At 73.2% G+C, this 25,145-nt stretch carries 24 protein-coding genes and 1 tRNA gene; 11 read left to right on the forward strand and 14 right to left on the reverse strand.

Annotated elements, in window-relative coordinates; translation table 11 throughout:
* Positions 1-55: 55 nt before the first annotated feature.
* Together ACFYZL_RS16635 and ACFYZL_RS16640 are read left to right on the forward strand one after the other, a co-directional pair.
* Positions 56-346, forward strand: a complete 291-nt coding sequence (locus ACFYZL_RS16635) for a YiaA/YiaB family inner membrane protein (protein ID WP_384585339.1) — start codon at positions 56-58, stop codon at positions 344-346.
* A 60-nt stretch (positions 347-406) separates the two neighbouring features.
* Positions 407-1,042: a TetR/AcrR family transcriptional regulator gene (locus ACFYZL_RS16640; RefSeq protein ID WP_384750995.1), complete on the forward strand. Its 636-nt coding sequence runs from the start codon at positions 407-409 to the stop codon at positions 1,040-1,042.
* A gap of 12 nt (positions 1,043-1,054) precedes the next feature.
* Here the strand turns inward: ACFYZL_RS16640 and ACFYZL_RS16645 are convergent, their stop codons facing one another.
* Positions 1,055-1,516, reverse strand: a complete 462-nt coding sequence (locus tag ACFYZL_RS16645; RefSeq protein WP_384750992.1) for a MaoC family dehydratase — start codon at positions 1,514-1,516, stop codon at positions 1,055-1,057.
* 105 nt (positions 1,517-1,621) lie between these two features.
* Between ACFYZL_RS16645 and soxR the strand changes: the two genes are divergently transcribed.
* On the forward strand, positions 1,622-2,065 hold the full coding sequence (soxR, locus tag ACFYZL_RS16650) for a redox-sensitive transcriptional activator SoxR (RefSeq protein WP_384750989.1): 444 nt from the start codon (positions 1,622-1,624) through the stop codon (positions 2,063-2,065).
* A 122-nt stretch (positions 2,066-2,187) separates the two neighbouring features.
* Here soxR and ACFYZL_RS16655 read toward each other — a convergent pair whose 3' ends face one another.
* From ACFYZL_RS16655 to ACFYZL_RS16670, 4 genes are all read right to left on the reverse strand, one after another.
* Positions 2,188-2,952: a 3-keto-5-aminohexanoate cleavage protein gene (locus tag ACFYZL_RS16655; protein WP_384750986.1), complete on the reverse strand. Its 765-nt coding sequence runs from the start codon at positions 2,950-2,952 to the stop codon at positions 2,188-2,190.
* Positions 2,949-3,542: a hypothetical protein gene (locus ACFYZL_RS16660; RefSeq protein ID WP_384750976.1), complete on the reverse strand. Its 594-nt coding sequence runs from the start codon at positions 3,540-3,542 to the stop codon at positions 2,949-2,951. Before ACFYZL_RS16660 ends, ACFYZL_RS16655 begins: the two co-directional genes overlap by 4 nt.
* Positions 3,543-3,642: 100 nt before the next feature.
* Entirely contained in the window at positions 3,643-4,950 is a 1,308-nt protein-coding gene (locus ACFYZL_RS16665) for a serine-threonine protein kinase (protein ID WP_388679576.1), read from the reverse strand.
* Between the two features lie 126 nt (positions 4,951-5,076).
* Positions 5,077-6,312 (reverse strand): exo-beta-N-acetylmuramidase NamZ domain-containing protein, encoded by a 1,236-nt coding sequence (locus ACFYZL_RS16670; protein WP_388679579.1) that lies wholly within the window; start codon positions 6,310-6,312, stop codon positions 5,077-5,079.
* A gap of 98 nt (positions 6,313-6,410) precedes the next feature.
* On the opposite strand from ACFYZL_RS16670, the gene ACFYZL_RS16675 reads away from it, so the two are divergent.
* The 3 genes from ACFYZL_RS16675 to ACFYZL_RS16685 are packed head-to-tail and all read left to right on the forward strand — an operon-like array spanning position 6,411 to position 9,613.
* The gene (locus tag ACFYZL_RS16675; RefSeq protein WP_384750968.1) at positions 6,411-7,175 is read left to right on the forward strand and encodes an SDR family oxidoreductase; all 765 of its coding nucleotides are present in this window, start codon (positions 6,411-6,413) and stop codon (positions 7,173-7,175) included.
* Positions 7,172-8,956, forward strand: a complete 1,785-nt coding sequence (locus ACFYZL_RS16680; protein ID WP_388679583.1) for an AMP-binding protein — start codon at positions 7,172-7,174, stop codon at positions 8,954-8,956. Before ACFYZL_RS16675 ends, ACFYZL_RS16680 begins: the two co-directional genes overlap by 4 nt.
* Before the next feature lie 48 nt (positions 8,957-9,004).
* Positions 9,005-9,613 (forward strand): TetR/AcrR family transcriptional regulator, encoded by a 609-nt coding sequence (locus tag ACFYZL_RS16685; RefSeq protein WP_384750962.1) that lies wholly within the window; start codon positions 9,005-9,007, stop codon positions 9,611-9,613.
* 233 nt (positions 9,614-9,846) lie between these two features.
* Here ACFYZL_RS16685 and ACFYZL_RS16690 read toward each other — a convergent pair whose 3' ends face one another.
* The 7 genes from ACFYZL_RS16690 to ACFYZL_RS16720 form a co-directional block, all read right to left on the reverse strand.
* Positions 9,847-11,067, reverse strand: a complete 1,221-nt coding sequence (locus ACFYZL_RS16690) for an acyl-CoA dehydrogenase family protein (RefSeq protein WP_384758117.1) — start codon at positions 11,065-11,067, stop codon at positions 9,847-9,849.
* 13 nt (positions 11,068-11,080) lie between these two features.
* Entirely contained in the window at positions 11,081-12,133 is a 1,053-nt protein-coding gene (locus ACFYZL_RS16695; protein WP_384758119.1) for a phosphotransferase family protein, read from the reverse strand.
* A gap of 112 nt (positions 12,134-12,245) precedes the next feature.
* Entirely contained in the window at positions 12,246-13,157 is a 912-nt protein-coding gene (locus ACFYZL_RS16700) for an MBL fold metallo-hydrolase (protein WP_384758122.1), read from the reverse strand.
* Between the two features lie 77 nt (positions 13,158-13,234).
* The gene (locus ACFYZL_RS16705; protein ID WP_384736611.1) at positions 13,235-13,531 is read right to left on the reverse strand and encodes a hypothetical protein; all 297 of its coding nucleotides are present in this window, start codon (positions 13,529-13,531) and stop codon (positions 13,235-13,237) included.
* A gap of 92 nt (positions 13,532-13,623) precedes the next feature.
* Positions 13,624-13,941 carry a DUF202 domain-containing protein gene (locus ACFYZL_RS16710; protein WP_384595983.1) on the reverse strand — a complete coding sequence of 106 codons (318 nt, stop codon included), beginning with the start codon at positions 13,939-13,941 and terminating at the stop codon, positions 13,624-13,626.
* Positions 13,942-13,953: 12 nt separating this feature from the next.
* On the reverse strand, positions 13,954-14,349 hold the full coding sequence (locus ACFYZL_RS16715) for a YidH family protein (protein WP_384758125.1): 396 nt from the start codon (positions 14,347-14,349) through the stop codon (positions 13,954-13,956).
* A 21-nt stretch (positions 14,350-14,370) separates the two neighbouring features.
* Positions 14,371-14,901, reverse strand: a complete 531-nt coding sequence (locus ACFYZL_RS16720) for an NUDIX hydrolase (protein WP_384758128.1) — start codon at positions 14,899-14,901, stop codon at positions 14,371-14,373.
* A gap of 82 nt (positions 14,902-14,983) precedes the next feature.
* Between ACFYZL_RS16720 and ACFYZL_RS16725 the strand changes: the two genes are divergently transcribed.
* The 4 genes from ACFYZL_RS16725 (at position 14,984) to ACFYZL_RS16740 (ending at position 21,726) form a co-directional block, all read left to right on the forward strand.
* Positions 14,984-16,639, forward strand: coding sequence for an FAD-binding dehydrogenase (locus ACFYZL_RS16725; RefSeq protein ID WP_384758131.1), 1,656 nt, complete (start codon positions 14,984-14,986; stop codon positions 16,637-16,639).
* An 871-nt stretch (positions 16,640-17,510) separates the two neighbouring features.
* A complete protein-coding gene (locus tag ACFYZL_RS16730) occupies positions 17,511-18,458 on the forward strand; it encodes a hypothetical protein (RefSeq protein WP_384753075.1) in 948 nt (315 codons plus the stop codon).
* Between the two features lie 43 nt (positions 18,459-18,501).
* Entirely contained in the window at positions 18,502-20,061 is a 1,560-nt protein-coding gene (locus ACFYZL_RS16735; RefSeq protein WP_384753078.1) for an APC family permease, read from the forward strand.
* Positions 20,062-20,286: 225 nt separating this feature from the next.
* Entirely contained in the window at positions 20,287-21,726 is a 1,440-nt protein-coding gene (locus ACFYZL_RS16740) for an amino acid permease (protein ID WP_384753080.1), read from the forward strand.
* A 32-nt stretch (positions 21,727-21,758) separates the two neighbouring features.
* On the opposite strand, the gene ACFYZL_RS16745 is transcribed toward ACFYZL_RS16740, so the two are convergent.
* Both ACFYZL_RS16745 and ACFYZL_RS16750 read right to left on the reverse strand, forming a co-directional pair.
* Entirely contained in the window at positions 21,759-23,288 is a 1,530-nt protein-coding gene (locus tag ACFYZL_RS16745; RefSeq protein ID WP_388679715.1) for a serine/threonine-protein kinase, read from the reverse strand.
* A 187-nt stretch (positions 23,289-23,475) separates the two neighbouring features.
* Positions 23,476-23,560, reverse strand: a tRNA-Leu gene (locus ACFYZL_RS16750).
* Between the two features lie 168 nt (positions 23,561-23,728).
* Here ACFYZL_RS16750 and ACFYZL_RS16755 point away from each other — a divergent pair.
* On the forward strand, positions 23,729-25,054 hold the full coding sequence (locus tag ACFYZL_RS16755) for a M20/M25/M40 family metallo-hydrolase (RefSeq protein ID WP_384735975.1): 1,326 nt from the start codon (positions 23,729-23,731) through the stop codon (positions 25,052-25,054).
* The last annotated feature ends 91 nt before the right edge of the window (positions 25,055-25,145 follow it).

Below are 25,145 nucleotides of genomic sequence, written 5' to 3' on the forward strand. Positions count from 1 at the left end.
GTACGTGAGTACGCGCGCCCATGTGCCCCCGGCGCCCCCGCCCGAAGCTGGACCCATGAACGAGACACCGGTCAAGCAGCAGAACACGGGGGCTTACTACGGCCAGGCCGTCGCCTCCTTCGGCATCGCCATCGCCGCCGTGGCGGTGGGGATCTACAACATGGACACGAACGGCTGGGTCCGCGCCTTCCTCGGCATCGCGGTGCTCTACCTGACGACCTCCGCCTTCACCCTCGCCAAGGTGATCCGCGACCGCCAGGAGGCGGGCCAGATCGTGAGCCGGGTGGACCAGGCCCGCATGGAGAAGATCCTGGCCGAGTACGACCCGTACCAACCGAAGCCCTAAGCGCTTGCTCACCCTCCGGTAAGGTGTTCACTCCCACAGGGCGAAGAGGGTGAGCGAGCGATGGACAGCGCGGAAACCGGCGGCTACCGGCCGTGGTCGGAGGTCACCCCCGACGCGGCGAGGCGGCTGCTCGTGGCCGCCGTCGACGCCTTCGCCGAGCGCGGATACCACGCGACCACCACACGTGACATCGCGGGCCGTGCCGGGATGAGCCCCGCCGCGCTCTACATCCACTACAAGACCAAGGAAGAGCTGCTCCACCGGATCAGCCGGATCGGTCACGACAAGGCCCTCGAGATCCTGACCTCGGCCGCCGAGGGCCCCGGATCCGCGGCCGAGCGGCTCGACGCGGCCGTGCGCTCCTTCGTGGGATGGCACGCGGCGCACCACACCACCGCGCGCGTGGTCCAGTACGAGCTCGATGCTCTCGCTCCGGAGCACCGCTCCGAAATCGTGGCACTGCGCCGCGAGAGCGACGCCGCCGTGCGCCGCATCCTGGCCGACGGGGTCACGACGGGGGAGTTCGACGTCCCCGACGTGCCGGGCACCACCCTCGCGGTGCTCTCGCTGTGCATCGACGTGGCCCGCTGGTTCAGCGCGGCCGGACACCGCACGCCCGAGGAGGTCGGCGCGCTCTACGCCGACCTCGTGCTCCGCATGGTGGGCGCGAGCCCCGCGGCCCTCGCCCCGAAGTAGTTCGGACGCGGTTCAGAAGTAGTAGCGGGACACCGACTCCGCCACGCACACCGGCTTGTCGCCGTCCTCCCGCTCGACCGTGACCGTCGCCGTGACCTGCACGCCGCCGCCCGCCTCCGTGACCTCCGTGATCACGGCGGTGGAGCGCAGCCGCGAGCCGACGGGCACCGGCGCCGGGAAACGGACCTTGTTCGTGCCGTAGTTGATGCCCATCCGCATGCCCTCGACGCGCATGATCTGCGGCACCAGGCTGGGCAGCAGGGACAGGGTCAGGTAGCCGTGCGCGATGGTGGAGCCGAAGGGCCCGTCCGCCGCCCGCTCCGGGTCCACGTGGATCCACTGGTGATCGCCCGTGGCGTCCGCGAAGAGGTCGATCCGCTTCTGGTCCACCTCCAGCCAGCCGCTCGGGCCGAGCGGCTCGCCGATCCCGGCGCGCAGTTCCTCGGCGGACGTGAAGACCCTCGGCTCGGCCATGCCCTGCTCCTACCTGTCGGTGCACATGAACAGACGAATAAGCGTTTGCTCAGCATGCTGGGACCGTATGTGTATGTCAACGGACCTCCGGCTACGCTCGGCCGGGTGCCGCAGATTCCCGAGAACGTCCACGAACTCACCGTCGGCCAGCTGTCCGCCCGCAGCGGTGCCGCCGTCTCCGCACTCCACTTCTACGAGACCAAGGGCCTCATCAGCAGCCGCCGCACCAGCGGGAACCAGCGCCGCTACACCCGAGACGCCCTGCGCCGGGTCGCCTTCGTACGCGCCGCCCAGCGCGTGGGCATCCCCCTCGCCCACATCCGCGAGGCACTGGCCCAACTCCCCGAGGAGCGCACCCCCAACCGCGAGGACTGGGCCCGCCTCTCCGAGGCCTGGCGCAAGGAACTCGACGAGCGCATCAACCGGCTCGCCCGCCTGCGCGACCACCTGACGGACTGCATCGGCTGCGGCTGCCTCTCGATGAAGACCTGCGCGCTGTCCAACCCGGACGACGTCATAGGCGACCGCGTCACCGGATCCCGACTCTAGACCGGCATGGCCGACGGAGTCCCGCTCCAGACCGGCACGGTCCGTCCCAAGTTTCGCTCTAGACGGGCACGGCCGGCCCCGGGTCCCGCTCTAGACGGGCACGGCCGGCCCCGGGTCCCGCTCTAGACGGGCACGGCCGGCCCCGGGTCCGCCGTCTCCCGCAGCACCACCCGGGCCGCCGCCACCAGTTCCGCGTTCGACCGGGCCGGCCGCCCGTCCGGCAGGTGCAGTACGTCGCCCACGCCCGTCCGCGCGCCCGTACCGCACCGCCCCGCCAGCCGCAGCACCGGCCACGCCGCGGCCTCCCGCCCGAACAGCACCACCGCCACCGGGGGCAGCCCGCGCAACCCGGCCACCAGCGACGGATCCGCCGACGGCAACTCCGCCACCAGCCGCACCCGCCCCGGCTCGCGCACCGGCCAGGCCAGGAACCGGGCCATCGGATCCGCGTCGGCCGGCCCGGCCGATCCGCCCAGCGGCACCACCGCGTCCACCGCCACACCCAGCCCCAGCAGGGCCTCCGCCAGCTCCCGCGCACCCGGCTCCGCGAAGCGCACCACCGCCCGGTCCGGCAGCGCCGTCCACGAACGCACCCGCTCCAGCCGCTCGGCGGCACCCGGCTCGGCCCCCACGCACGCCGGCACCACCAGGGGTACGCCGACCCCCGCGCCCCGCAGCTCCTCCAGCACCGGCCCCACCACCCGGGGCGAGAGGCTCTCCCGCCCGCACGGGGTCCGCGGGTGCACCAGCACCTCCCCGGCCCCCGCGGCCACCGCCGCCAGCGCCGAAACCGCCAGATCCGCCGGGGACACGGGCACGGCCGGGCCGTCGGACGCGCTCCGGGAACCGTTCACGGAGGCCAGCAGCACCGGCGGGACCGGTGTCACGCCGCCCCCGCCCGGACCGAAGCCGACGGAGCCTCCGCCAGCGCCGGTCTGGGCACCACGATCCCGCAGCCCGCGCACAGCGGCCCGTCCCACGCCCAGGCCCCTTCCCAGGTGCCGACCCGGACCACCGCGGGCCAGCGCAGCTCGCTCTCCCCGCAGACCGGGCACCCCGTACCCGGCTCCGATTCCAGCGCCCTGACCAGCCGACGCAGCACCTCACCCAGCGTCCCCTCCGGCCGCACGCCCGGATCCGCGCACCGCACCACCGCGTCCCCGCTGCCGCCCCACGCCCACTCCGGCCGGCGCAGCCCGTCGTGCTTCTCCCGGCGCCGACGCTCCGCGAACTGCCGCTCGTACTCCAGCCACACGGCCCGCGCGTCCTCCAGCTCCTCCAGCGCCGCCACCAGCCGCAGCGGATCGGCCCCCCGGTCCTCGGGGGCGATCCCGTGCCGGTCGCACAGGTGCCACCACGTGGCCCGGTGCCCGTACGGCGCGAACCGCTCCAGACAGCGGCGCAGCGAATGGCGCCGCAGGGCCCGGTCGTTGCGCGCGTCGCGCACCTGGTAGGCCAGACTCCGGAAACCCGCCATCACACTTTCACCTCCGCCTGCATCGATGTGCCCAACATGCCCTGTGGGCGGCGGGCGCATGCGGGGCGGACGAGGCGTGCGGGTGGCACATGGCCGGAACTCAGCGCCCCATGCGCCCCGCGGTGACCACGAGTTCGGCCAGCTGGGCGTGGCAGATGTCGCTGTGCGCCCCCGAAGGTGCTCCGCCACGCCGCACCACCGAACCGGCGTCCACGCTGACACACCCCGACGTCGGCAATCCGTCGCGCAGGGCCGCGTCCAGGGACAGCCGCGGCGCGCCCGGTACCGCCTGCACCCCGTCGTGCCCGATCGCGCCCCACCGTTCGTCGAAACCCAGCAGACCGGCCGAATCCCCGGCCATCCGGGAGGCCAGCGGGTAGAACACCTTCAGGGCGGAGTCGTACGGGGAATGGCAGGCGACCACCGGTCCGTCCACCCGGCGCTGGAGCCCGCCCAGGCCACCCCCGTGCCCCTTGTCGTGCGGCAGCCGGTCGCAGAACACGTAGTGGGAGAAGGCCCCCTGGAGCAGGGTCAGCGACGCGACGTACCGGGCGCCGTCCGGCACCGCGCGCAGCGCGAACGAGACCAGGCGGGCCCCGAAACTGTGCCCGATCAGGTGGATCCGCAGGGCCGGGCGGGCCACCGCCAGCTCCGCCAGCACCGGCCCCAGGCCCCGCTCGCCGACCACCCCGGCCCGCTTCTTCATCTGGTAGTACGAGGCCTGCCGCAGCAACTCCTTGGCTCCGCCCCACAGGCCGCGCAACCCGCCGCCGAGGTCGAAGTCCCGCCCGTCGCCCGCGCCCAGGGGCGGCCCGCCCGCCTCGACCAGCGCGAGCGCGAGGGCCCGGCACACCTCCACGACGTCCTCCGTGAAGAGGGCCGGCGGCACCTCGTCGGGCGCGGCCGCGGACCCCCCGTCCGCCCCGCAGAGCCGTCGTACGAGCGCCCCGAACTCGGCGAACGCAGCCTCCGACTCCGGCCGCTCCTCCAGCAACTCCGCGACCCGGTCCAGCTCCGCGCCGCGCCCCGGCCAGAACCCCCCGAGTGCCTGACGGGTGGCGGGGTCCAGCGCCGTACCGAAGCCGGGCTCCGCGAGGGCGCCGGGCGGGTCGAAGTCCGGTATCGGCTCGTCGGAGAAGCGGATCGAGGGCCATACGACCCCCACGTACCCCAGCCGCACCCCCGGCCCCACCAGCCCCGGAAAAGGGGCGAAGAACCGGTCGTAGAGCCGCGTCGCCGTGGACCGGTCGCTGTTCCAGCCGTGCGCGAAGACCAGCAGGTCCGTGGCCTCCATCCGTTGGACCGGCCCGAACGTGGACCGGTCCACGTCCCCCTCGGAGTCGAAGGTCAGTTCCGCGTACGGCCCGACGCCGATCCCCGCCCCGAGCCCGGCCACGTTCTGCGCCATGAGGTCCCCCTCCGAGCAGTGCATCCGCGCAGCCGTGTCTCCGCACGACCGCGAACGCCGTTGGATCCCGCCGGGTCCAGCATCCTGCCGCCGCCCCCGCCCGGCCAGACCCGTGACAGCACCGGTTCAGCCGTAGAGCAGGTACTCCCCGCGCAACGCCTCGAACCGGGCCAGCCCCGCCGCCCAGTCGCCCGCGATCTCCTCCACCCCGGCCCCCGCGTCCACCATCGTCCGCACCCGGTCCGAGCCGGTCAGCCTGTCGATCCAGTGGTCGGCGCGCCAGCCGAAGCCGCTCCACACCCGGCGCGCCGTCACCAACAGCCCGATCCCGGCCCGCACCGGGTCGAAGGCCTCCCGGTCGTGCACGATCAACCGGACCCCGCCGCACGTCTTGCCCACGTGCTTGGAGAAGGACGGCGTGAAGTACGCCTCCCGGAACCACACTCCCGCCAGCCCCAGCGCGTTCGCCGCCTCAGCCCACCGCCGGTCGATCCCCTCCGCGCCCACCACCTCGAACGGCGTGGTCGTCCCGCGGCCCTCGGAGAGGTTCGTCCCCTCGAACAGGCAGGTGCCGGCGTACGCGAGGGCCGTGTCCGGAGTCGGCATGTTCGGGCTCGGCGGCACCCAGGGCAGCCCCGTCTCCCCGAAGAAGGAGCCCCGGCGCCAGCCGGACATCGCCACCGTCCGCAGCCTGACCGGATCGGTGCCCAGGAACTCGCCGTTGAAGAGCAGCGCCAGCTCGGCCACCGTCATCCCGTGCGCGAGCGCGATCGGCTCCCGGCCCACGAAACTCGCCTGCGCACGCTCCAGCACGGGACCCGCCGCCCGCCGGCCGCCCACCGGATTGGGCCGGTCCAGCACCACCATCGCCTTCCCCGCGAGGGCGGCCGCGCGCATGCAGTCGTACAGGGTCCAGATGTAGGTGTAGAAGCGCGCCCCGACGTCCTGGATGTCGAAGACGACGGTGTCCACCCCGGCCGCCCTGAACACCTCCGCGAGCCGCTCCCCGCTCTTGTCGTACGTGTCGTACACGGGCAGCCCGGTCGCCGGATCGCGCCCGGCGCCCTCCGAACCGCCCGCCTGGGCCGTGCCCCGGAAACCGTGCTCGGGCCCGAACACCGCGACCAGGTCCACCGCTTCTTCCGCGTGCAGTACGTCGACCAGGTGGCGGGCGTCGGCGGTGATCCCGGTCGGGTTGGTGACCACCCCCACCTTCTGCCCGGCCAGCAGCCCGTACCCGTCCGCGGCGAGCCGCTCGAACCCGGTGCGCACCCGCTCCGCCCGGGGCGCGGCCGCCCCGATCGCCCCGGCGGCCCCGGCCGCCCCAGCCAGTCCCAGCAGCCCCCGTCGCGACAGACCCATGCGGCCACGCTAGATGTCGGCCCTCTTCCGCCACGACATACCGACTGGTTAGTCTGCCCGGCATCGGCAGTCGGAGTCCGTCCCCGAAGGGTGATCCCGTGAGCGCGTACCAGGACCAGCGAGTCGTCGTCACCGGCGCGGGCGGCGGCATCGGCGCCGCCCTCGCCCACCGCTTCGCGGCCGAGGGCGCCACGGTGGTGGTCAACGACCTCGACCCCGCCAAGGCCGCCGCGGTCGCCGAGGAGATCGGCGGACGGGCGGTCGCGGTTCCCGGCGACGCCTCGGCGATCGTGGCCGAGGCCCGGGAGGCACTGGGCGGGACGATCGACGTCTACTGCGCCAACGCCGGACTCGCCTCCGGCGGCGACGCGTTCGCCGACGAGTCCGTGTGGGAGGCGGCCTGGGACGTCAACGTCATGGCACACGTCCGCGCGGCCCGGCTGCTGCTGCCGCACTGGCTGGAGCGCGGGAGCGGCCGCTTCGTCTCCACCGTCTCGGCCGCAGGACTGCTGACCATGATCGGAGCGGCCCCGTACAGTGTCACCAAGCACGGTGCGCTCGCCTTCGCCGAATGGCTCTCGCTGACCTACCGCCACCGCGGTGTCCAGGTCCACGCCATCTGCCCGCAGGGAGTGCGCACCGACATGCTGACCGCCGCGGGCTCGGCGGGCGAACTCGTCCTCGCGCCGACCGCGATCGAGCCGGACGCGGTCGCGGACGCACTGTTCGACGGCATGGAGAAGGGCCGGTTCTTGATCCTCCCGCACCCCGAGGTGGCGGACTTCCACGCCGCGCGGGCCACCGACCCCGACCGCTGGCTGAGCGGTATGAACCGCCTCCAGCGCACATGGGAAACCCGATGAACTCCGGCGCCGCAGGCCCCGGGTCCCGCTCCCGCTACGCGGCCAAGCCGTGGCTCGGCCTGCTCAGCCCGGAGCAGCGCGCGCCCCTCGCGTCGCCGCCCACCGTGCTGCACGCCTTCCGGGAGGCCGTCGCCCGGGCCCCCGAGCGGACCGCGCTGGCCTACTTCGACGGCCGGATCGACTACGCCCGGGCCGACGCGCTCTCCGACTCGATCGCCGGCCGCCTCGCGGCGGAAGGCGTACGGCCGGGGGACCGGGTCGCGGTCATGCTCCAGAACACCCCGCACTTCGTGCTCGCCGTGCTCGCCGCCTGGAAGGCGGGGGCGGTGGTCGTTCCGCTCAACCCGATGTACAAGTCCGCCGAAGTCGGGCACGTGCTGCGCGACTCGGGGGCGGGCGCGCTGGTGTGCGAGGCGGGTGCGTGGGAGGCGTACCTGCGGGGAGCGGTGCGGGGGAGTGGCGTGGGGGTCGTCCTGACCGCGCGGGACACGGACCACCAGACCCGCAACGACCCCCGCGTCTTCCCCGGCCCGGCCGCCGAGCGGCCGGACGCCGGCGCGGCCCCGACCGCCCCGGGGCCCGGCCCCCGCACGCCCGCGCCTCGAACGCCGGCGGATGCCCCCGCACCGGCGGACCCGTCGGCGGCTCGGGAGCCGGTGGTGCTGGACCTGTCCGGCGTGGCGCGGGAGGGGCGGCCCCGGCCCGCCGGGCCGGAACCGACCGACGACGACATCGCCCTCATCGGCTACACCTCCGGCACCAGCGGCACCCCCAAGGGCGCCATGAACCCGCACGGCGCGCTCGTGCACAACGCCGCCCGCCAGGTCGCCGGCCACCCCCTCCCGGAAGGTGCCGGCTACTTCGCCCTCGCCCCGCTCTTCCACATCACCGGCATGGTCTGCGAGCTCGCCGCCTGCTTCGTCAACGCGGGCACCCTCGTCCTCGCCCACCGTTTCGAGGCCGGAGCCGTCCTCGACGCCTTCCTCGAACACCGTCCCGCCTACACCGTCGGTCCCGCCACCGCCTTCATGGCCCTCGCCGCCCACCCCGCCGTCACCCGTGACCACTTCGCCTCGTTCCAGGTGATCTCCTCCGGCGGAGCACCCCTCCCGCCCGCGCTCGTCGAGCGCCTGCGCGCCGCCTTCGGGTTCTACCTCCGCAACGGCTACGGCCTCACCGAGACCACCGCCGCCTCCGCCTCCGTGCCCGTGCACCTCGAAGCCCCCGTCGACCCGGCCTCCGGCACCCTCTCCGTGGGCCTTCCCGGCGCCGACACCGTCGTCCGCGTACTGGACGAGCGGGGCGCGGAGGTCCCCTTCGGCGAGACCGGGGAGATCGTGGTCCGCGGACCCCAGGTCGTCCGCGGCTACTGGGGTCTGCCGGCCGAGACCGCGGAGGCCTTCCCCGGGGGCGAGTTGCGCACCGGTGACGTCGGGTTCATGGACGAGGACGGCTGGCTCTACGTGGTCGACCGCAAGAAGGACATGATCAACGCCTCCGGCTTCAAGGTCTGGCCGCGCGAGGTCGAGGACGTGCTCTACGCGCACCCCGCGGTCCGCGAGGCGGCCGTGGTCGGCGTCCCGGACCCGTACCGGGGGGAGAACGTCAAGGCGTACGTCAGCCTGCGTCCGGGAGCCTCGGCCGCACCGGAGGAACTCGCCGCCCACTGCGCCGAGCACCTGGCCGCGTACAAGTACCCGCGCCAGGTGGAGATCCTGCCTGTCCTTCCGAAGACGACCAGTGGCAAGATCCTGCGACGAGAACTGCGCGACCGAGGCTGAAAAGAGTCGGACGGTCGTACGAAGGACTGTGAAGGGAAGGTCAGCGCCATGGCGGCTGCCAAGACGACGGAGCCCGAGGGCACGCACGAAGCGCCGGTACCGCAGCGGCTGCTGGCCGTCGCCACGCGGCTGTTCGCCGAGCGCGGCTACGACCGCACCTCGGTCCAGGAGATCGTCGAGGCGGCCGGGGTCACCAAGGGCGCGCTCTACCACTACTTCGGATCCAAGGACGATCTGCTGCACGAGGTGTACGCGCGGATGCTGCGGACCCAGCAGCAGCGGCTCGACGCCGTGGCCTCGTCCGACGCGCCCGTCGAGGAACGGCTGCGGGCGGCGGCCGCCGACGTGGTGGTCACCACCATCGAGAACCTCGACGACGCGATGATCTTCTTCCGGTCCATGCACCAGCTCAGCCCGGAGAAGTTCAAGCAGGTACGGGCCGAGCGCCGGCGCTACCACGAGCGGTTCCGCGCGCTGGTCGAAGAGGGGCAGCGCACGGGCGTGTTCTCCACCGCCACGCCCGCCGACCTGGTGGTGGACTACCACTTCGGGTCCGTGCACCACCTGTCCACCTGGTACCGGGCGGACGGGCCGCTCACGCCGCAGCAGGTCGCCGATCACCTCGCCGACCTGCTGCTGCGCGCGCTGCGTCCCTGAGTCCGGCCCGGCCCCGACGGCCCACCCTGCGGCCCGCCCCGGCCAAGGCGGTGCCGCTGCGCGGAGCATCCCCTACCCGCCCTTCCACCGTTCCCCGGGGCTCCGCCCCGGACCCCGCGCCTCAAACGCCGGCGAGGCTGGAGGTGTCGCCGGCGGCGGCCCGAGGGCGGGGTGTGGCGCCCGCCTGAGGGCGGGGTGGGGCGGCGGTGCCTCGCCCGGACCCCGCCGGGAGGCTACAGAAACCGTTTCAGTTCGCGTCGCGCCAGCGACCGCTGGTGGACCTCGTCCGGGCCGTCCGCCAGCCGCAGCGTCCGCGCCGCCGCCCACAGTTCGGCCAGTGGGAAGTCCTGGCTCACCCCACCCGCGCCGTGCAGCTGCACCGCGTCGTCCAGGATCCGCACCACCGCCCGCGGAGTCGCGATCTTGATGGCCTGGATCTCCGTGTGCGCGCCCTTGTTCCCCGCCGTGTCCATCAGCCAGGCCGTCTTCAGCACCAGCAGCCGCAGCTGCTCCACCGTCACCCGGGCGTCCGCGATCCAGTTCTGGACGACGCCCTGCGCGGCCAGCGGCTTGCCGAAGGCCGTACGCTCCACCGCGCGCCGGCACATCAGCTCGATGGCCCGCTCCGCCATGCCGATCAGCCGCATGCAGTGGTGGATGCGGCCCGGGCCGAGTCGCGCCTGGGCGATGGCGAAGCCGGTGCCCTCCTCGCCGATCAGGTTCGCCGCCGGGACCCGTGCCCCGTCGAAGACCACCTCCGCGTGACCGCCGTGGTCGTGGTCCTCGTACCCGTACACCGTCATCGCGCGCCGCACCTCCACGCCCGGGGTGTCGCGCGGGACCAGGATCATCGACTGCTGGCGGCGCGGATCGGCGCCCTCCGGATCCGTCTTGCCCATCACGATGAAGATCTTGCAGTCCGGGTTCATGGCGCCGGAGATGAACCACTTGCGCCCGGTGACCACGTACTCGGAGCCGTCCGCCGACCGCTCGATCCGGGTCTCGATGTTCGTCGCGTCCGACGAGGCCACCTCGGGCTCGGTCATCGCGAACGCGGACCGGATCTCCCCGGCCAGCAGCGGCTCCAGCCACTGCTTCTTCTGCTCCTCGTTCCCGAACTGCGCGAGCAGCTCCATGTTCCCGGTGTCCGGAGCCGCGCAGTTGGTCGCCGTCGGCGCCAGGTGCGGACTGCGGCCGGTGATCTCGGCGAGCGGGGCGTACTGCAGGTTGGTCAGCCCGGCGCCGTACTCGCCATCCGGAAGGAAGAGGTTCCACAGGCCCTGACGGCGTGCTTCGGCCTTCAGTTCACCGAACACGGCCGGGGTGTCCCAGGGCGAGGCCAGCCGTGCGCGCTGCTCGGCGGCGACGGGCTCCGCCGGGTAGACGTACTCCTCCATGAACGCGAGCAGCCGCACGCGGAGTTCCTCGGTCCGGGCATCGAATGCGAAGTCCATGCTGATCGGCTCCTCAGCCTTGCTGCGGTTCGTGGAGGGTGGTCAGTCCGTGCTCGATGAAGACCGGCACCAGCTCGCCGATCCGGTCGAAGCCCGCCCCGACGGTCTGCCCGAGCGTGTAGCGGTAGTGGATGCCTTCGAGGATCACCGCGAGCTTGAACCAGGCGAAGGCCGTGTACCAGGCGATGGCGCCGGTGTCCCGGCCGGAGCGCGCGGCGTACCGCTCGATCAGCTCGGCGGGCGTCGGATGCCCGGGCGCCCCGCTCGTCGTGCTGACCGGCGACTCGGTCAGGCCCAGGTCCGAGCTGTACATCACCAGCAGCCCGAGATCGGTCAGCGGATCCCCGAGCGTGGACATCTCCCAGTCCAGCACCGCCCGGATCGTGTCGTCCGGACCGCCGATCAGTACGTTGTCCAGCCGGAAGTCCCCGTGCACCACGGTCGGCGCGGGGGAGTCGGGCAGCGCCCGCCCCAGCGCGCCGTGCAGCTCGTCGATCCCGGCGAGCTCCCGCCCCCGCGAGGCCGCGAGCTGCTTGCCCCAGCGGCGCAGCTGCCGGTCGAGGAAGCCCTCCGGCCGCCCGAAGTCGCCCAGACCCACCGCCCCCGGGTCCACGGCGTGCAGCTCGACCAGGGTGTCGACGAGGCCCAGCACCGCCCGCCGGGTGCGCTCCGGCCCGATCGCGGCGAGCTGCCCGGCCGTCCGATACGGGACCCCGTCCACGTACTCCATCACGTAGAACGGCGCCCCCAGCACCGACTCGTCCTCGCACAGCAGGAGCGGCTCCGGCACCGGGACCGCCGTGCCGTGCAGCGCCGCGATGACCCGGTGCTCGCGCCGCATGTCGTGCGCGGTGGCCAGTACGTGCCCGAGCGGGGGCCGGCGCACCACCCAGCGGGAGCTCCCGTCGGTGACCTCGTAGGTGAGGTTCGAACGGCCGCCCTCGATCAGCCGGCCGCGCAGCGCCCCGGCCACCAGGCCCGGTCGCTCCCGATCGAGATGACCGCGCAGCCGCTCCAGGTCCAGGCCTCGCGGATCGGCCGGCGCTGAGGCCGATGCTGACGTCATGCTGCGCACCTCCGTGCGGAGTAGGCGACGGGTGTCCGTGGGCCATCATGCCGACCAGTCGGTATGTCGTCCAGAGTGCGGGCCGAAAGAACCCCGGCCGCGCGCCCGCGGATCAGGCGTGGCAGAGGATCGGCGTCCCGCCGTTCATCACCGTCATGTCCCGCAGCACCGCCAGGATGTCCAGCGGGACCCCCTCCGGTTCCCCGGCCAGTTCCGCGTACGCCCGGTGCAGGTTCGCCACCAGCCGCTCGCTCTCCCGCCAGGCGGCGAACTCGCCGAGGTCGGCCTGCCGCGCGACCTCCAGCGGGGTGAGTCCCTTGTCCCGGCCGTCCCGGGCGAGTTCGGCCACGTACCGCAGATAGCGCTCGGTGGACTCGTAGGCCGACGGGTCGGTCAGCGGGCCGTGTCCCGGCACGACCGTCTCCGCGTCCAGGGAGCGCAGCAGCTCCAGCGCCCGAAGCGAACCGGCGAGCGAGCCCATCGCCAGGAACGGGGTGCCCTCGGCGAAGACCAGGTCCCCGGTGAACACCACCCGCTGCCGGGGCAGCCACACGATCGAGTCCCCGGTGGTGTGCGCGACGCCGGGGTGGATGACCCGCACCTCCGTCTCGCCGAGGTGCAGGGTCGTCCGGTCGCCGTACGTCAGGTCGGGCGCGGTGATCTCTATCGCGCCGAAGTCCGTCGCGGGCCAGATCATCTCCAGCTGGTGCCCGGCGGCGAGCTGCTCGGCCCGGGCGTTCTCGTGCCCGAGTATCAGCGCCTCGGGCGCGAACAGGCTGTTGCCGTAGGTGTGGTCGCCGTGGTGGTGGGTGTTCACCACCGTGCGGGGGAGCGGCACCCCGGTCGACACGACGGCCTCGCGCAGGGCCAGGGCCCGCCGCTCGGTGGCGGCGGTGTCGACGAGGAGGGTGCGTCCGCCGTCGCTCACGAAGCCGGCGTTGTTGAGGCACCAGCCGCCGTCCGGCTGCACGTAGGCGTACACCCCCGGTGCGGGCTGGACGAGGTACGGAACGTCGGCGGTCATCTGCGGTCTCCCCGGGTCGCGTTGACGGGCGCCTCGCATCCTGCCGGCCGCCGCCGGGCCCGGGGAGGGCGGGTGGGTCAGTGGTCGTCGTAGTGCCCGTCGTGCACGGCGTGCCGGTGGCCGTCGTGCAGGTAGTCGACGTGGTCCCCGTGCTGCACCGTCTCGTGCCCGCAGTCCGCGCCGTGGGCGTGGTCGTGGCCCTCGTGGGCGGTGTGGCCCGTGGTCTCGCACTCGTCCCAGTGCCCGGAGTGCTCCCGGTGGAGGTGGCCGTCGTGCGCGTAGTCGACGTGGTCGCCGTGCCGGACCGCCCGGTGGCCGCAGCCGGCGCCGTGCGCGTGCTCGTGTGTGGCGTGTTCCTGGTGCAGGGTCGTCATGGCGCCGAGGCTAGTGCGGATCATCCGGCATCATCCCGTAACGCCCCTTGTGTCGCGGTGGTACGGGGAAGCCCGATCATCCGACGGAAGGGTCAGATGATCACGGTCATCGCGAACAGGGCGAGCGCCACCGTGCACGCGACCGCCGCCACCGCCGCCCGCGGCGCGAGGGTCCGCGGCCGGTGCGTCGCCAGCGCCCGGATCCGCCGGTGCGCCACCCACAGGAACAGCAGCCACACGAGCGCGATCACCGACACCCCGGCCAGCTCCACCGGCGTCCCGGTCCCGCGCAGCGCCGCCCGCAGGGCGAGCACCGCCACGACCGAGGAGGCCAGCGTCGTGCGCCGCCAGGCGAGCCGGGTCCGCTCCGGCTGGAGGCCCGCGTCGTGCCCCTCGCCGTACCTGGTCACCTGGTCACCCGCTCACCGCTTCGTCCAGCCCAGCAGCACGACCGCCACCATCGCCAGCGCCACCAGCCCCACGCCCACGCTCAGCAGCACCGGGAACCGGGACACCGGCAGGTCGTCGCCCCGCCGCATGGCCCGTTCGCACCGCACCCAGTGGTTCACCGCCCGCAGGGCGCACGCCGCGCCCACCGCGAGCAGCGCCAAGGCCATCCCGACCCGCACCCCCCACCGCAGGTCCGGCAGGAACTGGTCGACCGCGAAACCGCCGCCGACCAGGGCCAGGGCGGTGCGGATCCAGGCCAGGAAGGTCCGTTCGTTGGCCAGCGAGAAGCGGTAGTCGGGGGTCTCGCCCTCGTCCCTCAGCTTCGAGGGTGCGAACCACAGGCGCACGTCCTTGACGAAGTCGATCACCCGCCCAATGTACGGGGCGCGCTACGCGTCGCGCCGCCGGTACTCCGCCAGCCTGCGGTACGCCTCCAGCCCGTCCGGCACCCACGGCCACTCGCCCCCGGCGACCCGCCGGACCAGCTCGTCCTCCGTCAGGAAGGCGTGCCACGCGACCTCGGACTCCTGCGGCCGCACGGCCGCCGCGCACCGCACCTCGTGCACGTACGACCACCAGGCCCCGCCCGGGCCCTCGTACAGGAACTTGAACAGCGGCTCCGGCTGCGGCAGCCCGCTCACGCCCAGCTCCTCCTCGGCCTCGCGCAGCGCGGCCTGCGCGTAGCTCTCGCCGGCGCCCAGCACCCCGCCCACGAACATGTCGTAGTACGAGGGGAAGACCAGCTTCGACGCGGTCCGCCGGTGCACGAAGATCCGCCCCTCCGCGTCCCTGGCGAGCACGAACACGCAGCGGTGGATCAACCCCCGCGCGTACACCTCGCCCCGCCGGGCCCGCCCGACCACCCGGTCGTCCCGGTCCACCACGTCCAGTACCTCGTCAGCCGCACTCACAGGAGTCATCCAACCACCGCTGTTGACTGGTTACCGCTCCGTAGCCAAGGATCTGCCCCACCATCGACGTCAGGACGGGACGGGTACACGCATGACGTACGACGCAGACGTGATCGTGATCGGAGCCGGGCTGGCGGGCCTCGCGGCGACCGCGGAGCTCGTCGACGCGGGCCGCAAGGTCATCCTGCTCGACCAGGAGCCGGAACAGTCCATGGGGGGCCAGGCGCACTGGTCCTTCGGCGGACTGTTCTTCGTGGACTCGCCCGAACAGCGCCGGATGCGCATCAAGGACAACCGGGACCTCGCCTTCCAGGACTGGATGGGAACCGCCGGCTTCGACCGCGACGAGGACGTCTGGGCCCGCCGCTGGGCCGAGGCGTACGTGGACTTCGCGGCCGGGGAGAAGCGGCCCTGGCTGCACGCGCAGGGAGTCCGCTTCTTCCCCGTCGTCGGCTGGGCGGAGCGCGGCGGCTACGACGCCAACGGCCACGGGAACTCCGTCCCCCGCTTCCACATCACCTGGGGCACCGGCCCGGGCCTGGTCGAACCGTTCGAGCGCCGGGTCAGGGCCGGGGTGGCCCGAGGCCTGGTCCGGCTGAAGTTCCGCCACCGGGTCACCGGCCTGTCCCGGACGGCGGGCGCGGTGGACACCGTGACGGGCGAGATCCTGGAGCCCTCGACCGCCGTACGGGGCACCGCCAGCAGCAGGGAGACCGTCGGGTCCTTCTCCCTGCGGGCGCAGGCGGTGATCGTGACCAGCGGTGGCATCGGCGGCAACCACGACCTCGTCCGCGCGCAGTGGCCGGCCCGGCTCGGCACCCCGCCGGCCCGGATGCTCTCCGGGGTCCCGGCGCACGTGGACGGCCTGATGCTCGGCATCGCGGAGGCGGCGGGCGCGAGCCACGTCAACAAGGACCGGATGTGGCACTACACCGAGGGCATCGAGAACTGGAACCCGATCTGGGCCAGGCACGGCATCCGCATCCTGCCCGGCCCGTCCTCCCTCTGGCTGGACGCGACGGGCAAGCGGCTGCCCGTACCGCTCTTCCCGGGCTTCGACACCCTCGGCACCCTCGACCACATCATGCGGACCGGCCACGACCACACCTGGTTCGTGCTCAACCAGCGGATCATCGGCAAGGAGTTCGGGCTCTCCGGCTCCGAACAGAACCCCGATCTGACGGGCAAGTCGGTCCGCGACGTCATCGACCGTGCCCGGCAGGCCGTGCCCGGCCCGGTCAAGGCCTTCATGGACAACGGCGCCGACTTCGTCGTGGAGCGGGACCTGTCCGCGCTGGTGCGCGGCATGAACGCGGTGACCAAGGAGGACCTCCTCGACGAGGCCGTCGTCCGCGACCAGATCGTGGCGCGCGACCGGGAGATCGCCAACCCCTTCACCAAGGACCTCCAGGTGATGTCGATCCACGGGGCCCGCAAGTACCTCGGCGACAAGCTGATCCGCACGGCGGCCCCGCACCGGATCCTGGACCCCAAGGCCGGGCCGCTGATCGCGGTACGGCTGTCGATCCTGACCCGCAAGTCCCTGGGCGGCCTCCAGACCGACCTCTCCTCCCGCGTCCTGACCCCGTCCGGTGAACCGCTCCCCGGCGTCTACGCGGCGGGCGAGGCGGCGGGCTTCGGCGGGGGCGGCGTGCACGGCTACCGCGCGCTGGAGGGCACGTTCCTGGGCGGCTGCCTCTACTCCGGCCGCACCGCCGGCCGAGCCGCCGCAGCGGCCACGGCCTGACCCCCGTCCCACCCGGGGCGCTGCCCCGGGCCCCGCGCCTCAATCGCCGGCGGGGCTGCATCGGCCGTCTGCCTCGGCGGTGCTCCGCCCGTCACCCCTACGGCGCTCCGCGCCCGCGCCTCAATCGCCGGCGGGGCTGAAATTGCCCTGCGGGCAAGCCGGCCGCGGACGAATCCGGCCTCGCCGGCGTTCGAGGCGCGGGGTCCGGGGCGGGCGGGCGGTTCCAGCCCGTCCGGCGTTTGAGGACCGGGGTCCGGGGCGGAGCCCCGGGGAACGGTGGAAGGGCGGGTAGGGGACCGGCTCCGCGCAGCGGCACCGCCCTGGCCGGGGCGGGCCGCAGGGTGGGCCGTCGGGGCCGGGCGCGCGCCGGGGCACCTCCTCGGGCGTCGAACGGGTAGCGGCGGCGGACATGTACGACGTGGTGCGTTCGACGCCCTGCGGGGGCGCCCCACCGCACACCCGACCCCGCCGGCGCGGGGGTGCGGAGTGGGGGCCGCCGGGCATCCGCGTTCGACGCCAAGCCGCACGCCAGTCCCCGGCGGCACGGCAGTACGGCGGGCCGGCCGACCCCGCAGAGCACCGGCACGCCGCCGCACACGAGGCCCTCCGGCGCCGGGGTACGTCATTCGGCCAGACGGACACCCCGGCGCCCCGCCGAACCGACCCGCTCACCCCACACCCGCTCGGCACGGACTTCCCCGAACCGGCGCATTCGTCCCAACTGCCACGCAGAACAATGCAGTTGAAACTCGCCACCCAGTGGACTGGACCTTGACTCGGAGCCGGGCCTACCGCTTTGCTGTGCGTGATCACCGGTTCGCTCACCGGCACGATCCCCCGACCGCCCGCGTCCTGGAGGGAAAAACCGCGGATGTCCCCGCCTCCGCCGCCCCTCGGCCGCGCCCGCAAGCGGGACGCCCAGCTCTTCGACCCGGCCCTCTGCGACGCCGAACTCGTGGACGTGCGCACGCAGTTCACCCAGGGCCGGTGGGCGAAGGCGCGTTCCCTGCTCGTCGCCACCGGCGACGACTGGGACCGGCGCGGCCACCGGGTCGTCGTGCTCGCCGAGACCCCCGCGGCCACCGCCTGGGCCCGTGAGTGGCTCCTCGCCGAACCCGGCAGCGCCGACGCGGCCACCCTCCTCGCCTGCGCCGCCGTCTTCCGCGCCCTGCGCGGCAAGGACTCCCCGGCCGCCGCCGAGGAGGCCTGCCGTCGCGCCGCCGCCCTGCTCCCCGCGGACCCCACGCCCTGGCTCGGGCTGCTCCTCCTCTCCCGTGTCTTCGGCCCGGAGGAGGAGTTCAGCCGCCACTTCGACCAGGTCCGCGCGCGCCACCGCGAACACCACCACGCCCACCACCTGATGGTCGCCAAGCTCGCCGAACGCGCCCCCGGCTCCGGCTACGACCCGCTCCACGAGGTCTACGACTTCGCGGCCTGGGCCGCGGAGGAGGCCCCGGCGGACTCCCCGCTCGCCGTGCTCCCCGTCATCGCGCACGCCGAGCGCTACCGGGTGCTCGCCGCCACCCACGGCCACACCTTCGGCAGCGACACGCAGCACTGGTCAGGCCGGCGCGCCCGCCAGGTGCTGCGCGCCGCCTTCGACTGGTGGTTGGAATGGGAGCGCGACGACCACCCCCGCAACCGGGTCGACCTGAACTACCTGGCCCACGCCAAGCTCTGCGAAGGCCGCCCCGCCGAGGCCGCCGCGCTGTTCCACCGCATCGGGAGGCACGCGACCCCCGCCCCGTGGTCCTATCCGGACCGCGACCCGCACAAGGCCTTCCTCGCCGCGCGCGGCGCCGCCCTCGGCACCGCCTGAGACACCCCAGACCACCCCCGACCACCCCCGAAAGGAACCTGCCATGCCGACGGGCAGCTCCACCACGCTCCAGGACCCGGCCGACATAAGAACGTACAAGGGGACGGACCGCGCCCTGCGCGCCGACCGGCTCGGCACCGCCGGGCTGCTGCTCTCCGTGCTCGCCGCCAGCGCGCCCCTGATGGTCGTCGCCGGTGTCATGCCCACGACATTCGGGGTCATGGGCATCGTCGGACAGCCGCTCCTCTTCGTCATCCTCGGCATCGTCCTCGCGCTCTTCGGCATCGGCTACGCCGAGATGAGCCGGCACGTCCACAACGCAGGCGCCTTCTACGCCTACATCGCCCGCGGCCTCGGCCCCACCGCGGGCGCCGGCGCCTCCTTCGTCGCGCTCGTCGCCTACAGCGCCATGCAGGTCGGCGTCTACGGCATCCTCGGCTTCGAGGTGTCCAACCTCTTCGCCACCTACCTGGAGACCGAACTCGCCTGGTGGATACCGGCCCTGGCGGCCGTCGCCATCACCGGCGCCCTCGGCTGGCTCAAGATCGACCTCAATGCCAAGGTCCTCGGCGTCCTCCTCCTCATCGAGTGCGCCCTCGTCGTGATCTTCGACGTCTCCGCGCTCGCCAAGCCCGGCGCCGAAGGCCTCTCGCTCCACGCCTTCGACCCCGCGACCCTCGGCGGAGCCGGCCTCGGCACCGCGCTCTGCTTCTGCATCGCCGCCTTCGTCGGCTTCGAGCAGTCCCCGGTCTACGCCGAGGAGACCAGCCGGCCGCACATCGTCGTCTCCCGCGTGATGTTCCTCGCCGTCGGCTTCGTCGCCCTCTTCTTCGCCTTCAGCGCCTGGGCCCTGACCGTCGCCACCGGCCCCTCCGAGGTCGTCAAGACCTCCGCCGAGGCCGGTCCCGGCCTGCTCTTCCAGCTCACCGGGGACCGCCTCGGCGCCACCTTCACCGACGTCCTGCACGTCCTCTTCGTGACCGGCATGTTCGCGGCGATGCTCAGCTTCCACAACGTGGTCGCCCGTTACGCCTTCGCCATGGGCCGCGAGGGCCTCCTCCCGGCCGCCTTCGGCAGGACCAACGCCGGCACCGGCGCACCCGGCACCGGTTCCCTCCTGCAGACCGCCGTGTCCGTCCTGGTCGTCGTCGCCTTCGCCGTCACCGACGACCTGCCGGCCGGCGACCCCACCGCGCCCGTCCTGCACCTGTTCACCTGGATGGGCAGCGTCGGCGCCCTCGGCATCACCCTCCTGATGGCCACGGCCTCCTTCGCCGTCATCGCCTTCTTCGTCCGCCGCGGCACCGCCGGCGCCCAGGTCTGGCGGCTCGTCGCGGCCGGCGCCGCCGGTCTCGCCCTGCTCGCCATCGCCGTCTGGACCGTCAAGGACTTCGGCGTCCTGGTCGGCGCCGAGGAGGGCTCCGCCCTCAGCGGGATCCTGCCCGGCATCATCGGCGCCGCCGCCGTCGCCGGACTGGCGTACGGACTGGTGCTGCGCCGCAGCCGCCCCGAGGCGCACGCCCGCATCGGCCTGGGCAACGAGGCCTTCCGCCTCGACCAGGCCGCGACGGAGGCCGCCCCGGACAGCCGACACGGCAGCTGACCGCACACCCCGAAACCTAGGTTTCCGGCGCCCGCGAAGCCCCCGACACCCCTTTCCATGGTCGTCGGGGGCTTCGATGCGTACGGGTGCGATTTTGGCGGGCGGCGGACCCGCATGGTCTCCTGGGGCGATCAAAACACCCGGACCGCCGCACAGGGGACACCACCCAGCTCCCCGGCACGACGGCCCGGTCTGCCTGTCCACCCCACGAAGGCGAAGTCGTACATGACCGACCGCACCCTGGCCGAGGCCCCCGCCGAGCCGTCCGCACGCCACACCGACGCGGGCGACGAGGGCTACAGCAAGGACCTCAAGTCCCGCCACATCAACATGATCGCGATCGGCGGAGCGATAGGCACCGGCCTGTTCCTCGGCGCCGGCGGCCGCCTCGCCGGAGCCGGCCCCTCCCTGGCGATCGCCTACGCGGTGTGCGGAGTCTTCGCGTTCTTCGTCGTCCGGGCCCTCGGCGAACTCGTCCTGTACCGGCCCTCCTCCGGCGCCTTCGTCTCCTACGCCCGCGAGTTCATGGGGGAGAAGGGCGCCTACACCGCCGGCTGGCTGTACTTCCTGAACTGGTCGACCACCACCGTCGCCGACATCACCGCCGCCGCGACCTACGCCCACTTCTGGTCGATGTTCACCGACGTCCCCCAGTGGGTCCTCGCCCTCATCGCCCTCGCCGTCGTCCTCACCGCGAACCTGATCTCGGTGAAGTACTTCGGAGAGATGGAGTTCTGGTTCTCGCTGGTCAAGGTCGCCGCCCTGGTGATCTTCCTCGTCGTCGGAATCTGGCTCGTCGCCACCAGCCACGACATCGGCGGCCACACCCCCGGCCTCGCCTCCATCACCGACAACGGCGGCATCTTCCCCGCCGGGATGCTCCCCATGCTCCTGGTCATCCAGGGCGTCGTCTTCGCGTACGCCTCCGTCGAACTGTGCGGAGTCGCCGCCGGCGAGACCGAGAACCCCGAGAAGATCATGCCGAAGGCGATCAACTCGATCATGTGGCGCGTGGGCCTCTTCTACGTGGGCTCCGTGGTCCTCCTGGCGCTGCTGCTGCCCTACACCGAGTACAGCTCCGACCAGAGCCCCTTCGTCACCGTCTTCGACAAGCTCGGCGTCCCCGGCGCCGCGGGCATCATGAACCTGGTCGTCCTGACCGCGGCCCTCTCCAGCCTGAACTCCGGCCTCTACTCCACTGGCCGCATCCTGCGCTCCATGGCCATGTCCGGCTCCGCGCCCCGCTTCACCGCCCGCATGAACAAGGGCAAGGTCCCCTACGGCGGCGTCCTGTTCACCGCCGCCTTCGGCCTGGCCGGCGTCGCCCTGAACAAGTACATGCCCAAGGACGCCTTCGAGATCGTCCTCAACTTCGCCTCGCTCGGCATCCTCGGCACCTGGGCCATGGTCATGCTCTGCTCGCTGCACTTCTGGCGCCGGGCGAAGCAGGGCCGTGTCGAACGCCCCGCCTACCGGCTGCCCTGGGCCCCCTACACCCAGCTCCTCACGCTGGTCTTCCTCGTCACCGTCCTGGTCCTGATGTGGTGCGACGGCGGAGTGGGCCGCACCACCGTCCTGTGCATCCCCGCGATCGCGGTCGCCCTGGTCGGCGGCTGGTACCTGGTCCGCCGCCGGGTCGCCGAGATCGCCGCCTCCCGCGGCTGATCCCGCCGCCGGTACGAGGGTCCGGGTCGCCGTCAGGGCTGCCCGGGCCCCCGTACGGCCGGCACGAAGGAATCCAGCGCGGCGTCGAAGTGGCCGCGCGCCTCGGCGGCCCGCCCGACCGGTGCCGACACCCACACGTCGTACAGCACCCCGCCCTGCTCCCAGCAGAGGTCGAAGGTGTGGCGGGCGCCCTCGGCCCGGGTGAAACCGTCCCAGGTGAACTCCCACAGGGCCGCCGGAAGCCCGTCGTGCGTCGTCGCCACGACCTTGTTCTCACGGAACCCGGGGTTCGTCTCGGTTCCGTTGGCGTCGGCGCGCCGCATCACCGCCAGCGGCCCGCCGGACTGCGCCGGGGCCACCCTGATCCCGATGCGGAAGGCCCCGTCCGGCGAGCCGTAGATCACCCGCTGCTCGTCTGTGGTGCGCCGGTACCCGGTCGGCACGGCCATGCTGAAACCCTGTACGTCGGACACGACCTGGTACCCGGCGGGCGCCGGCCGCATCGACCCGCGGGCCGAGGGCGAGACCGGTGAGCTCCCGGCCGCCGCCGGGGCCGGGGAGGACGACGGCCCGGCGGACGCGGCGGCTCCGGCCGCCCCCTTGCCCGGCTCCCGCTCCTCGCCCAGCAGCCGCGTCGCGGTCACCGTGCCGGCGACCGTCGCCGCGAGCAGTGCCGCGACCAGCCCCACGCGCACCGCCGCCCGGCGCCGCGCGGGCCGTGCGGGCCGTGCGGATTCCGAGGGCAGCGGGCCGTCCGGCCGGGTGGCCCGCTCGGTCGGCGAGTACGCCACCACCGCGACCGGCTCGGGCACCTCCCCGTCCCCGCCATCGCCCGCCGCGCAGGCGGACAGCAGCCGCACGGCCTCGGCGCCGCCCAGCCGCAGCTGCGGATCGCGCTCCAGCAGGCCGCGGACGACCTGGCGCAGCGGCCCCAGCCGGGCGGGCGGCTCGATCTCGTCGAAGACGACGGCGTGCAGGATGCCGCCGATCGAATCCCGGTGGAACGGCGACTCCCCGGTCACGGCCGCGCACAGCAGGACGCCCAACGACCACAGATCGGCCGCCGGTCCGGCCTCCGCGCCCTTCATCCGCTCGGGGGCGGTGTACTCCGGTGATCCGACGAAGGCCCCCGCCTCGCTGATGGTCGTCGCCCCGGCGAGCCGGGCGATCCCGAAGTCGGTCAGCACCGCCCGGCCCGTGCCCGCTTCGATGAGCACGTTGGCCGGCTTCACGTCCCGGTGCAGCACCCCGCGCTCGTGCGCCGCACCGAGGGCGCCCAGCAGCGAGATCCCGAGCCGGGCCGTCTCCCGGGGCGTCAGCGGTCCGGCAGTGGCGAGCCGGTCGGCCAGGGAACCGCCCTCGACGAGCTCCATGACGATGTGGGCGACGCCCTCGTGTTCCACGACGTCGTGCACGACCACGACGTGCGGATGCCTGATCTGTGCGACGACCCGGGCCTCCCGCAGGGCCCCCATGGCCCGGGTGCCGGCGTCGACGTGGAGCTCTTTGACGGCCACGGCCCGCCCGAGCAGCTCGTCCGAGGCCCGCCAGACGGTCCCCATGCCACCCCGGCCCAGCCGCTCCTGAAGCCGATAACGGCCACCGATCACCGTGCCGTTGCCCGGACCGCCCTGCGTCACTCCGATACCCCCCGTCCGCTGGTCAGGGGCCATGATGCCGTACCGGCCGTGCCGCACACCGCACGGGGCGAACGCAAAGAACCCCACCGAAGTGGGGTTCTCGCTCTTGTGTCCGAGGGGGGACTTGAACCCCCACGCCCGATAAAGGGCACTAGCACCTCAAGCTAGCGCGTCTGCCATTCCGCCACCCGGACAAGGTGTCTGTCTCGCGTCCCTCGCGGGCCGTTCCGACGTGGAAAACATTACCAAACATTCCGGGGTCCTCGATCACACCCCCCGGTGGCCGGGGATCTCCCTTGGGGAGAGCGGCCCGGAGCGGGAGGATGGGGGCAGTTCGGTACCGATCAGTGGGAGGAAGCAGCGTGAGCGAGTCGAACGCGGGCAGGACCGTCTCGGGCGAGGACGAGGTCGTCGACCTCTGCCGGGACCTCATCCGGATCGACACCAGCAACTACGGGGACCACTCCGGCCCCGGCGAACGCAAGGCGGCCGAGTGGGTCGCGGAGAAGCTCGCCGAGGTCGGCCTGGAGCCGCAGATCTTCGAATCGCACAAGGGGCGCGCCTCCACGGTCGCGCGGATCGAGGGCGAGGACCCCTCCCGCCCGGCGCTGCTCATCCACGGGCACACCGACGTGGTTCCGGCCAACGCGGTCGACTGGACGTACGACCCCTTCGCCGGCGAGATCGCCGACGGCTGCGTGTGGGGCCGCGGCGCCGTCGACATGAAGGACATGGACGCGATGACGCTGGCCGTCGTCCGCGACCGCATGCGCAGCGGCCGCAAGCCCCCGCGCGACATCGTGCTCGCCTTCCTCGCCGACGAGGAGGCCGGCGGCATCTACGGGGCCCGGCACCTCGTCGACAAGCACCCGGGGCTCTTCGAGGGGGTCACCGAGGCCATCGGCGAGGTCGGCGGCTTCTCCTTCACCGTGAACGAGAACCTGCGCCTCTACCTGGTGGAGACCGCCCAGAAGGGCATGCACTGGATGCGGCTCACGGTGGAGGGCACCGCGGGCCACGGCTCCATGACCAACACCGACAACGCGATCACGGAGCTGTGCGAGGCCGTGGGGCGCCTCGGCCGCCACCAGTGGCCGGTGCGCGTCACCAAGACCGTGCGCAGCTTCCTGGACGAGCTCTCGGACGCCCTCGGGACCCCCCTGGACCCGGACGACATGGACGCCACGCTCGCCAAGCTCGGCGGCATCGCCAAGATGGTCGGCGCGACCCTGAGGAACTCGGCCGCCCCGACGATGCTCGGCGCCGGCTACAAGGTCAACGTCATCCCCGGCCAGGCCACCGCGCACGTCGACGGCCGCTTCCTGCCCGGATACGAGGACGAGTTCTTCGCGGACCTCGACCGGATCCTCGGCCCGCGCGTGAAGCGGGAGGACGTGCACGGGGACAAGGCCCTGGAGACGGACTTCGACGGCCGGCTCGTGGACGCCATGCAGGGCGCCCTGCGCGCGGAGGACCCGATCGCGCGCGCGGTCCCGTACATGCTCTCCGGCGGTACGGACGCCAAGTCCTTCGACGACCTCGGCATCCGCTGCTTCGGCTTCGCGCCGCTGCAGCTGCCGCCGGAGCTGGACTTCGCCGGGATGTTCCACGGGGTCGACGAGCGGGTGCCGGTGGACGGGCTGAAGTTCGGGGTTCGGGTGCTCGACCGATTCATCGACAACGCCTGACGCCGAGGAATCGGGAGGGTGTGCGGATTCCACTGAGAAGAGTGAATGCGCTCATACGCTCGTAGCCCCGGTGATCCCTCCTCGTTACAGG

It is taken from the genome of Streptomyces sp. NPDC001717 (assembly GCF_042892775.1).
Taxonomy (GTDB): Bacteria; Actinomycetota; Actinomycetes; order Streptomycetales; family Streptomycetaceae; genus Streptomyces.

Bases quoted from the DNA above. Each gene is read 5' to 3' on its own strand.
- ACFYZL_RS16645 (WP_384750992.1), bottom strand. From the start codon at position 1,516: ATGGCCGAGCCGAGGGTCTTCACGTCCGCCGAGGAACTGCGCGCCGGG.
- ACFYZL_RS16720 (WP_384758128.1), bottom strand. From the start codon at position 14,901: ATGACTCCTGTGAGTGCGGCTGACGAGGTACTGGACGTGGTGGACCGG.
- ACFYZL_RS16665 (WP_388679576.1), bottom strand. From the start codon at position 4,950: ATGGCGCAGAACGTGGCCGGGCTCGGGGCGGGGATCGGCGTCGGGCCG.
- ACFYZL_RS16635 (WP_384585339.1), top strand. From the start codon at position 56: ATGAACGAGACACCGGTCAAGCAGCAGAACACGGGGGCTTACTACGGC.
- ACFYZL_RS16745 (WP_388679715.1), bottom strand. From the start codon at position 23,288: ATGGGGACCGTCTGGCGGGCCTCGGACGAGCTGCTCGGGCGGGCCGTG.
- ACFYZL_RS16700 (WP_384758122.1), bottom strand. From the start codon at position 13,157: ATGACCGCCGACGTTCCGTACCTCGTCCAGCCCGCACCGGGGGTGTAC.
- ACFYZL_RS16690 (WP_384758117.1), bottom strand. From the start codon at position 11,067: ATGGACTTCGCATTCGATGCCCGGACCGAGGAACTCCGCGTGCGGCTG.
- ACFYZL_RS16725 (WP_384758131.1), top strand. From the start codon at position 14,984: ATGACGTACGACGCAGACGTGATCGTGATCGGAGCCGGGCTGGCGGGC.
- ACFYZL_RS16680 (WP_388679583.1), top strand. From the start codon at position 7,172: ATGAACTCCGGCGCCGCAGGCCCCGGGTCCCGCTCCCGCTACGCGGCC.
- ACFYZL_RS16660 (WP_384750976.1), bottom strand. From the start codon at position 3,542: ATGGCGGGTTTCCGGAGTCTGGCCTACCAGGTGCGCGACGCGCGCAAC.
- ACFYZL_RS16705 (WP_384736611.1), bottom strand. From the start codon at position 13,531: ATGACGACCCTGCACCAGGAACACGCCACACACGAGCACGCGCACGGC.
- ACFYZL_RS16695 (WP_384758119.1), bottom strand. From the start codon at position 12,133: ATGACGTCAGCATCGGCCTCAGCGCCGGCCGATCCGCGAGGCCTGGAC.
- ACFYZL_RS16670 (WP_388679579.1), bottom strand. From the start codon at position 6,312: ATGGGTCTGTCGCGACGGGGGCTGCTGGGACTGGCTGGGGCGGCCGGG.
- ACFYZL_RS16685 (WP_384750962.1), top strand. From the start codon at position 9,005: ATGGCGGCTGCCAAGACGACGGAGCCCGAGGGCACGCACGAAGCGCCG.
- ACFYZL_RS16740 (WP_384753080.1), top strand. From the start codon at position 20,287: ATGACCGACCGCACCCTGGCCGAGGCCCCCGCCGAGCCGTCCGCACGC.
- ACFYZL_RS16730 (WP_384753075.1), top strand. From the start codon at position 17,511: ATGTCCCCGCCTCCGCCGCCCCTCGGCCGCGCCCGCAAGCGGGACGCC.
- ACFYZL_RS16640 (WP_384750995.1), top strand. From the start codon at position 407: ATGGACAGCGCGGAAACCGGCGGCTACCGGCCGTGGTCGGAGGTCACC.
- ACFYZL_RS16735 (WP_384753078.1), top strand. From the start codon at position 18,502: ATGCCGACGGGCAGCTCCACCACGCTCCAGGACCCGGCCGACATAAGA.